10 protein-coding genes are annotated in these 7,916 nt (G+C 46.1%); 2 read left to right on the top strand and 8 right to left on the bottom strand.

The genetic code is table 11. The features are described from left to right. The coding region (locus V3S16_RS01210; RefSeq protein ID WP_413882851.1) for an AAA family ATPase at positions 1–621 on the bottom strand (621 nt) is incomplete at its 3' end. 124 nt (positions 622–745) lie between these two features. Beyond that, positions 746–1,813, bottom strand: a complete 1,068-nt coding sequence (locus tag V3S16_RS01205) for a hypothetical protein (RefSeq protein ID WP_413882850.1) — start codon at positions 1,811–1,813, stop codon at positions 746–748. A 282-nt stretch (positions 1,814–2,095) separates the two neighbouring features. On the opposite strand from V3S16_RS01205, the gene V3S16_RS01200 reads away from it, so the two are divergent. Both V3S16_RS01200 and tatA read left to right on the top strand, forming a co-directional pair. Further along, positions 2,096–2,506 (top strand): hypothetical protein, encoded by a 411-nt coding sequence (locus tag V3S16_RS01200; RefSeq protein WP_413882849.1) that lies wholly within the window; start codon positions 2,096–2,098, stop codon positions 2,504–2,506. Positions 2,507–2,518: 12 nt separating this feature from the next. Then, positions 2,519–2,713, top strand: coding sequence for a twin-arginine translocase TatA/TatE family subunit (tatA, locus tag V3S16_RS01195; protein WP_413882848.1), 195 nt, complete (start codon positions 2,519–2,521; stop codon positions 2,711–2,713). Positions 2,714–2,766: 53 nt separating this feature from the next. On the opposite strand, the gene V3S16_RS01190 is transcribed toward tatA, so the two are convergent. The 6 genes from V3S16_RS01190 to V3S16_RS01165 all read right to left on the bottom strand — a co-directional run. Next, the gene (locus V3S16_RS01190) at positions 2,767–3,189 is read right to left on the bottom strand and encodes a single-stranded DNA-binding protein (protein ID WP_413882847.1); all 423 of its coding nucleotides are present in this window, start codon (positions 3,187–3,189) and stop codon (positions 2,767–2,769) included. A gap of 334 nt (positions 3,190–3,523) precedes the next feature. Then, positions 3,524–4,633, bottom strand: a complete 1,110-nt coding sequence (locus tag V3S16_RS01185) for a DUF362 domain-containing protein (RefSeq protein WP_413882846.1) — start codon at positions 4,631–4,633, stop codon at positions 3,524–3,526. A 92-nt stretch (positions 4,634–4,725) separates the two neighbouring features. After that, the gene (locus V3S16_RS01180) at positions 4,726–5,328 is read right to left on the bottom strand and encodes a class I SAM-dependent methyltransferase (RefSeq protein ID WP_413882845.1); all 603 of its coding nucleotides are present in this window, start codon (positions 5,326–5,328) and stop codon (positions 4,726–4,728) included. 316 nt (positions 5,329–5,644) lie between these two features. Beyond that, positions 5,645–6,457 carry a bifunctional demethylmenaquinone methyltransferase/2-methoxy-6-polyprenyl-1,4-benzoquinol methylase UbiE gene (ubiE, locus tag V3S16_RS01175; RefSeq protein ID WP_413882844.1) on the bottom strand — a complete coding sequence of 271 codons (813 nt, stop codon included), beginning with the start codon at positions 6,455–6,457 and terminating at the stop codon, positions 5,645–5,647. After that, on the bottom strand, positions 6,454–7,299 hold the full coding sequence (locus tag V3S16_RS01170; RefSeq protein ID WP_413882843.1) for a sugar phosphate isomerase/epimerase family protein: 846 nt from the start codon (positions 7,297–7,299) through the stop codon (positions 6,454–6,456). The genes ubiE and V3S16_RS01170 overlap by 4 nt, the downstream gene beginning before the upstream one ends. Before the next feature lie 329 nt (positions 7,300–7,628). After that, positions 7,629–7,916, bottom strand: a 288-nt coding sequence (locus tag V3S16_RS01165) for a J domain-containing protein (RefSeq protein WP_413882842.1), incomplete at its 5' end; no start/stop codon positions are given.

Here is a 7,916-nt window from a genome sequence, read left to right as displayed (position 1 = left end):
GGAGTCGATGTCCGGGAAATGAACCGCAACGATTTGGCGCATCATTTTCGGATCCGGAAAGGCGATGTGATGAAAATTGCAGCGACCCAGAAAGGGATCCGACAGGTCTTTCTTGGCATTGGAAGTAATCACGATTACCGGACGATGCCTGGTCCTCACGGTCTTGTCAATCTCAATGATGTCAAATTCCATCTGGTCCAGGACGTCCAGCATATCATCCTGGAAATCGGTATCCGCCTTGTCGATCTCGTCGAGCAAAAGAACGGTCCTGGTTTCCGATGTAAAGGCCTGACCGATCTTCCCCATCTTGATATACTCCTCAATATTACTGACATCCCTGCTGGAATCACCGAAGCGGCTGTCATTCAGACGGGTCAGGGTGTCATACTGATAAAGCGTGTCAACCAGCTTCATGCTTGACTTTACATTCAGCACAATCAGTGGCATTCGCAGGCTCTCGGCAACAGCATGGGCCAGCATGGTTTTGCCGGTACCCGGTTCACCTTTCAAAAGCAGCGGCATTTCGAGGGCCATGGAAACGTTGACGATGCTGGCCAGTTCATCATCGAGTATGTACCGGGAAGCTCCTGAAAATTTTTGATCTGTAGATTTGTTTAACATTCAAAACCTCATATTTTTTTATTGCCACTAAGGCACGAAGAATGAATAATAAATATATCCTTTGTGTCTTTGTGCCTTTGTGGCAAATATTTTTTGGTTCCACCTGCTCAGGGTTAGAGTTTGCTTAGCCCTGATTTCGTATGTTTTCCGATACTTCCTTGGTCAACATAAGCACCTTTGTTGCCAGATCAAGACTCAGAGAACCCGCCCCGCAACTCGGAGTGATCAGAGACTGGGCCAGTATCTTTGACGGTTCAATGCCAAGGGCCGCAACCGCCCGAACCTGGTCCTGCCACGCCGCCGACAAAGAATCGACGTTCTCTTTTTCTATGTCATCGGGATTCGAGGTCGGTACGATTCCCCAGGCCAGGATGCCGCCGGATTCCATAAAAGTCTTAATATGATCCGGATAAAGGATGAACTTGTCAAAATAGGAATAGGCATCAAAACTGACAATATCAGTGCGCGAATCCAATATAACGGACCAATCGGAATTGGCGCAAACATGGATACCTGCAAGGCCCCCTTCGTCATGAACGGCACCAATCACTTCGTCCAGGCAGGCCGCGACCTCTTCACGTGACATACTGATAAACGCAGATGACCCAAAGCCGGCCAGAGCGGGCTCATCGAAAAACATGATTACCGGGAGTTTCAATTTTGAAAGCATCCTGACCTGCCATTTGGCTTTCAGAGCCAAAAGCTTCACGGCCGCATCTCGCACCTGCTCGTTATAAAAAATGGCCTTACCGTTCTGATCGGTCACTCCCAACCCGAAGGTTATGGGGCCGGTTATTTGACCTTTGAGTGCTGCCGGGGTATCGTCGAGAGTTTCGATCCTGTCCAAAAGCGTAAAAAAACCCCTGGCAGTAGCGGTGGTCAGGGTAAAACGGGAATCTTCAAGATCCGTCTCCCCTTCTATTACCGCCAGATACTCCTCGTAGAAATATAGAAGTTGATTGTCAAAATCATCAACTGTCGTATCGATAAAGGACTTGTCGTTTACGGTTACAAGCCCGGGAAATCCCGGCAGAAACTGAGCAGTCATCCCCTCCTGTTTATAAACCGGAAGCTGAATCCACAACGGGATTTGGGGCGTGTGCTCCAACACAAGGTTGAAGGCTTCATCATGGTCATCCATGGGAAGGCTTCCAATCAGGAGCGGAAGACCGTTTGGCTGAAATTTTTCCATCACTCAAGATCCTCTCTAAAATTCAAAAACCACCTCACACCTAAAACTTAAAACGCGATGAATTCGACTTTTTATGAATTCATTAAGATTATCATGAGTTATAATGCATTACAAGACTTTACCCGCCTATCTCATGAACAATTTCTTTCATCATTGAAACACTTTTAGAATCTGCTTTAACGTTTTCTGAAGGTGCGGTCTAATAGATTGACACTTAAATTACCTGGTGTTATATAACAAATTTACTGGAGATTCTATCTTTTCAAGCAAAATATGTCTATCATGGCTAACATTATCCATTTTAACAATAAACGGCAGTACTCCAGAGACAAAAAAGCTGCATTAAATCGAAAACGTAAGCTTTTAGCGGTGCAGAAGGCTTTTCAGTGTGCCCACTGCGCCTTCAAGTGTGAGAAATGCGGCACACAGATTAATCCGGATGAACGTGATAATATGTCTGAAAGAGACAAAATCAGAGTCCCCTACCGTTTTTGTGAGGGCTGCAGCGAAGAATATATCGATTACATCGAACGCCTGCATGGCAGGGGCGATCCAAGCTGCTATTGGCATAACGAGGTCTGGCTTGAAGCCTGGCGGAGATGGATCGATTATCAGGGTATCATTGACCGCTATTTAAAATCAAAAGAGTTTGTACAGCTTCTGCAAGAACTCAAAGAGACCAGATCCGATTAATAGGAGGAAAATATGTTTGGAATTGGAATGCCGGAACTTATTATCATTCTTGTAATTATTTTGATAATTTTTGGAGCCGGCAAACTCCCGGAAATAGGAGCGGGTATGGGCAAAGCCATCAAGAATTTCAAGGGCGCCACATCCGAACCTGAAAAAAAAGAGACTCAAAAACTTGACGAAAAGTTTGAAGAAAAACTTGAAAAATAAAATCGTAATTTCTTCATTTGATTTCCGCGCTGAAAGCAGCGCGGAAATCAAATTTAAAAAGGAATATCATCATCTTCTCTATCCGGAAGTGGCGGACCCGAGTATTCTGGAGTATGGGGAGGTTCAGGTTGCGGGGATACATCCGCGGAACTTTTGGACCCAAGCATCTTCATTTCGTTTGCAATAATATCAGTGCTGTATCTTGTGACACCGTCCTTTTCCCACGAACTGGTCTGCAGCCGACCTTCAATGTATACTTGGCTTCCTTTTGAAAGATATTCGCCACATATTTCTCCTAACCTCCCGAAAGCAGTAATGCGATGCCACTCCGTGCGCTCTTGCATCTCCCCGCTATCTTTATCTTTCCATCTATTGGAAGTTGCTATACTGAATTTTGCAACCGCCATGCCACTCGGTGTATAGCTTACTTCAGGATCTCTGCCAAGGTTGCCCACTAAAATTACCTTGTTAATCATATTTACCCCCTCGTGTTTAGCAAACGTTCGTTTGCAAATAGATACATAAAAGTAACCGTAATGTCAAATAACACTATTACCCTAATCGAGCGAAACGCTCGATGTCCGTTGTTCGTTGTCTGTTGTCCGTAGCTAATTTAGAGGAATTAAAGTCTTGATTTATAAATCTTCCGCCAAAGCATCATCATAACGCCGGATAAATCGAGTTAGATTTACAACTGACAACGGACAACAAACAACTGACACATTGAGTTTTAACTCAATTGAGGTATTAGTCTTGGAGGTCTCGCAATAAGCCGGAAAAACGGCTTTTTTACAAAAGCATTTTTATTTGTTATTTTAATATCGAAAGATTTCGCAGAACCCGGCCGGCCGTGGTCTCGGTCGCACGCAGGGCTCCATGGGGGCAAATTTCTATACAGCAGTAACAGCGGATACACCTGTCATAATCAAAATCGAGGGTTTCTGCCTCTTGACTGATGGCCTTTGCCGGGCAATATTTCCGGCACTCCCCGCATAATCTGCAAAGAAGGTCGTCGACTTCCGGCCTCTGGAGCAAATGCTTTCGCATGAATCTTTGAAGCGGTTTAGGCCCCATGGTCAGCGGTGCTTTATCCGGCAGATTGAAATTTTGAACAATATTAAAGTCTCCGCTGATATAAACCGCATCGCCGGCCAACCCTAAAATCTTGGCCGCCTTGTGCGTGGGAAGTTCATCCGCATCTACGCCTAATATGCTGCAGATTGCCATGTCAACGGCACACGCATCTCTGCCGCCGGCAAGTATTCCCAAATGCCGCGGAATACCGCTTTTCCCCGGACCCTGCCCTTCGAGGGCCAAGATGCCGTCGACAATGGTAATCGCCGGGTTTACAGCCTGATAAATCTGCAGCAGCAGCCTGGCGAACATATCCCTGTCCACCCCGCTTCTGAGGTGCCACTTTGGTTTCCTTAAACCGACTATGCAGCCGAAAAGATTCTTGACCCCCAGCGTAAGGAGCATTCCCGTATGGGTTTTTAGTTTGGGCAGGTTGATGACGACATCCGCCTCAACCGCTTTTCTGGCGATTTCGATACGCCCGAAAGGCTTACCGATATCTACCTTTACCGATTTTTTAAATGCTTTAAAATCCACATCCAGATCTTTAAATGTTTGATAATATCCGCCCTCTTTCATTATTTTTTCGAACGACCCCATGGCCGGACTGTCTGCAATTAAAGGGCGGGCACCTTTGCTCAGCACATATTCGGCCACGACCCTGACAACATTGGGATGCGTGATAATGGCGGTTTCAGGTTTGGCGGGTAAAAGCAAGTTTGGTTTGATTAGTACCCGGGATTGCTCTGGGATCAGACCTTCTCCCATAGCGTCAATCATTTCAAAGATTATCGGCTTTAGCGTTTTATAATCGTATGCAGCAGTTTTAGTAAAAACTTTAGTCATTGCCAGGAACAAATATTACCATTAACCGGTTTTTTCAAGTTGTTTTGCAAAATAATGTTAACTTATCAATAACCTTGGGGAAAAGGGCTTAATTAGTGTCCATCCTCTTTAGCAGCCACGCCCAAAATTCCCATTTTTCTTAATTCAAAAACATGCTTGATGATTAAGCTCGTTTTATCCAGTCCTTGGCGCAGATCATGGCTGGAAAAACGATCGTGTTCAGGATGCAGCAGGATATGTTTAGTGATAACGTTTTGATAAAGCCCCGGGTAAAGCTCTTCGAAATAATAGAGACCGCCGGTTTTTAAAACCCTGGATATCTCTGCAAGAACGCTGCGCCAATCCGGAACATGATGTAAAAAGCCGAATCCGAAAACTGCATCTAAGCTGTCCGCCTGAAAGGGGAGTCGAACGGCATCCCCCACGGACAGAGATATCTTTTTCAGTTCAGCCCCGCCAAGATATTGCTTGGCCTTTACAATCATCTTGATGTCCAGGTCCTGGACATGAAGACCGGCGGGCTGAAATGTTCTGAGGATGAGTTTCGCACCGGCTCCGCGGCCGCAGCCCATTTCCAGAACTGTTTTCCCCGGCGCCAGCGGCATCATGCGCTTAAACCATGCTATTTCGATCTGCTGTTGGAAAACCCTCAGCGGGTTGTTGACCACCCAGCGCTCAGCCCAATTCAGTTTCATCGCCACTCCCGCTTATCGTTTATAGCGATTCCCATAAATATGTTCCGATTGATTCGCTTTCGTTCATATTTTTAGTAAGCCGCCGGATGATTTCGTTTAGGTCGGGAAGCTGTCTGAGCAAATTAGAGCGCGTTAAAGCGAACATCATCAAAGTGCTTCAATTTGGCAAATAAAATCGTATTGCGACACTATCATTTTTAAAGCCATAGCCATGTTCGCTTTTACGCGCTTTTATTTGCGAGTTCTTGCCGATCTAAACGAAATTGTCTGGCGGCGAAGACGGAACGTTATTTTGAGAATTGCCATAGAATGCGTGTCAATCTTTGACGGCCATATGGATAACCGCGATGCCGTTGGTGAGGTTGCGGGTTGTTACCTGTGAAAAACCCACCTGTTCTATCATGGCCGTCAACTCACCGGGCAGGACGAACGTGCGTATCGATTCGACAAGATGCATATAGGCCCTGCGGGACCCCACAATAATTCCGCCAAGCAAGGGCATGACATGAAAAGAATAGATATCATAAAGCTGCCGGAACAGGGGCGCTGTCGGTTTTGAAAATTCCAGGCACATTATTTTGCCCCCGGGCTTCAGTATGCGATACATCTCCCGGAACCCTTGATCCATACGGGGGACATTACGGATTCCGAAACCTACCATGGCGGCTTCAAAATATTTATCCGCAAAAGAAATATGTTCCGCATCTCCCTGCACAAATCTGATATGTTTTCCGGACGCGCCGCCGCTTACCTTATGCCGGCCTACATCGATCATGGACCGGTTGATATCATATACGATCACCTGACCGCCCGGCCCCACAACTCTGCCGGCCAGAAAAGCCAGATCGCCGGTGCCGCCGCATACATCCAGAACCCGGTCCCCCGGATTCAACTCCAGCATCTTGACGGCCGCATGCTTCCACAAGTGATGAATTCCGAAACTCAACAGCGTGTTCATCAGATCGTATCTGCGGGCAACCTTATTGAAATGCTGCAAAACATGTCGGGCTTTTTCATCCATAGATACTTCCCGATATCCCAAGTAGGTCGTTTCCCGGCGGCTTTGATGCGCACTGAGTCGATTAAGGCTGTCATCTTGATCGAGCCATTTTGATTCTTTCATCATCATTTTATCGGCAAACCGGATTCTTGAAATAGGGGCTTTAAGTAAGCGAGGCTTTCCCGGCCGGCAAACTCGGGAACATCTTCATACGGATAAAGCTCCAAGCTAATGTCTCCTCGATATTCGAGTCTTACCATGGCCCTGAAGGTATCAAGGAATTTAACGGCCCCTAAACCTGGAATCAGATGGTTGTGAACTCTACTTGCAACAATATCTTCCAGATGAACGTGCCCCACCCATTCAAAAAGTTCTTCAAAGGCCGCTGAAGGGTCTTCGCCGGCACAGAAAAAGTGTCCTATATCAAAATTTAATCCCACTGCGGCTGACTTGACATCCTTAATAAAAGACTTGAACTCCACGGAGTTCTCAATCAACAGATCCGGCTCGGGTTCAACCAGTATTTTTACTCCCAACTCTTCCGCCAGCGGTATTGCTCTTGCCAGACCCCGGTGAAACAGAGACATCGCCCCATCCCTTGACATACTGCCTAAAGGCCCCCCGGGAGGAACGGATATGTTTTTGCATCCCAGTGTGTCTGCAATTTTCAGGCTTTCAAGGGTATGCTGGATGCGGATTTCACGTCTATCCTTTTGGGGTTCAATCCAGGAGGGAAGGTAGGTATCCCCAACAGCAAAAAGAGTAAAGCTATTTAGGTTGGTCACTTTCAGGTTGTGTTGCTCTAGGATCTTTTTGAGCCGAGCCATCTTTTCCGTATCAAAGTCCGGAGGGTAAAGATGGGGGCGATCGCACATAATTTCAACACCTTGGAAATTCAATCCGGCTATTTTTTCTAACGATTCGAAAAGTGTGAATTTAACAAATGCATTGGTGCTGTATCCGAAAATCATGATGCATCCCTGTATTAAGTCAATAGTGCCGAAATTATACATCGACAATAACATTTGTCACTTTTCAGTCGTCACTCGTCAGTCGTCACTCGTCACTCGTCAGTCGTCACTCGTCAGTCGTCATTTGTCAGTTGTCAGTCGTCAATTGTCAGTTGTCAGTCGTCAATTGTCATGGGGTATTTGGCTGTTTTTCAGTTACAAATGACAACACACTTTCTTTGTGCCTTTGTGCCTCCGTGGCTAATTTTTTACGGTATTTTAAGCTTTAGGCACTTTTCATCACATAAGCTTCTTTGCATTTACGGTTTTTTCGGTTTCTGATCATTGCCCTACAGGGGACTGCCGCCAAAGCGATCAAACCACCATTCCTCAGCGGAAACATATCTGCTGACTTCTTCTTTGGAAAAAGAGAATTTGTAGTTTCTGCAATAATCGTTAATGAGCCTGTAGGCAGCAATAATCCTGGCTGTCATTTCTTTGCACCTTTCTTTATCGCCTTCACAGCGGTCCGGATGCCATTTTTGGACGAGGGCTCTGTAGTTCGCCTTGATTTCTTCCATGGTTGCGTGTTCGGGCAGTTCCAGCAACTTCCTGGCCGCATTAATTTCCTGAAACAT

The organism is Candidatus Desulfatibia sp., assembly GCF_036446775.1.
Classification (GTDB): Bacteria; Desulfobacterota; Desulfobacteria; order Desulfobacterales; family UBA11574; genus Desulfatibia_A.
This window is presented reverse-complemented; position numbering and strand designations above follow the sequence as displayed.

Bases quoted from the DNA above. Each gene is read 5' to 3' on its own strand.
- V3S16_RS01205 (WP_413882850.1), bottom strand. From the start codon at position 1,813: ATGGAAAAATTTCAGCCAAACGGTCTTCCGCTCCTGATTGGAAGCCTT.
- tatA (WP_413882848.1), top strand. From the start codon at position 2,519: ATGTTTGGAATTGGAATGCCGGAACTTATTATCATTCTTGTAATTATT.
- V3S16_RS01170 (WP_413882843.1), bottom strand. From the start codon at position 7,299: ATGATTTTCGGATACAGCACCAATGCATTTGTTAAATTCACACTTTTC.
- ubiE (WP_413882844.1), bottom strand. From the start codon at position 6,457: ATGATGATGAAAGAATCAAAATGGCTCGATCAAGATGACAGCCTTAAT.
- V3S16_RS01185 (WP_413882846.1), bottom strand. From the start codon at position 4,633: ATGACTAAAGTTTTTACTAAAACTGCTGCATACGATTATAAAACGCTA.
- V3S16_RS01180 (WP_413882845.1), bottom strand. From the start codon at position 5,328: ATGAAACTGAATTGGGCTGAGCGCTGGGTGGTCAACAACCCGCTGAGG.
- V3S16_RS01190 (WP_413882847.1), bottom strand. From the start codon at position 3,189: ATGATTAACAAGGTAATTTTAGTGGGCAACCTTGGCAGAGATCCTGAA.
- V3S16_RS01200 (WP_413882849.1), top strand. From the start codon at position 2,096: ATGGCTAACATTATCCATTTTAACAATAAACGGCAGTACTCCAGAGAC.